General features: G+C 49.6%; 1 protein-coding gene. It reads left to right on the plus strand.

Going from position 1 to position 272, the window contains the following annotated elements:
* Nucleotides 1-272: response regulator (locus KMS84_RS40130; RefSeq protein ID WP_256921591.1), on the plus strand; the 272-nt coding region annotated here is incomplete at both ends.

Consider the following 272-nt stretch of genomic DNA (forward strand, 5'->3'; position numbering starts at 1 on the left):
GAAGTGGCTATCGCCGAGGATGGCGAGCGCGGTGTAGAAATGCATGCCCGTTGGAGACCGGATTTGGTCCTGCTGGATGTGATGCTGCCTAAACTTAGTGGTACGGAAGTTCTTTCAATCATTCGCCGTTTGGGAAACACACCGGTAATTATGGTGACTGCGATTGGTGACGAGCCAGAAAAATTAGGGGCACTTCGTTACGGTGCAGATGACTATGTTGTTAAACCTTATAATCCTAAGGAGGTGGTTGCCAGGGTAGTTGCAGTTCTTCG

This window comes from Streptomyces hilarionis (assembly GCF_024539675.1).
Lineage (GTDB): Bacteria > Actinomycetota > Actinomycetes > Streptomycetales > Streptomycetaceae > Streptomyces > Streptomyces hilarionis.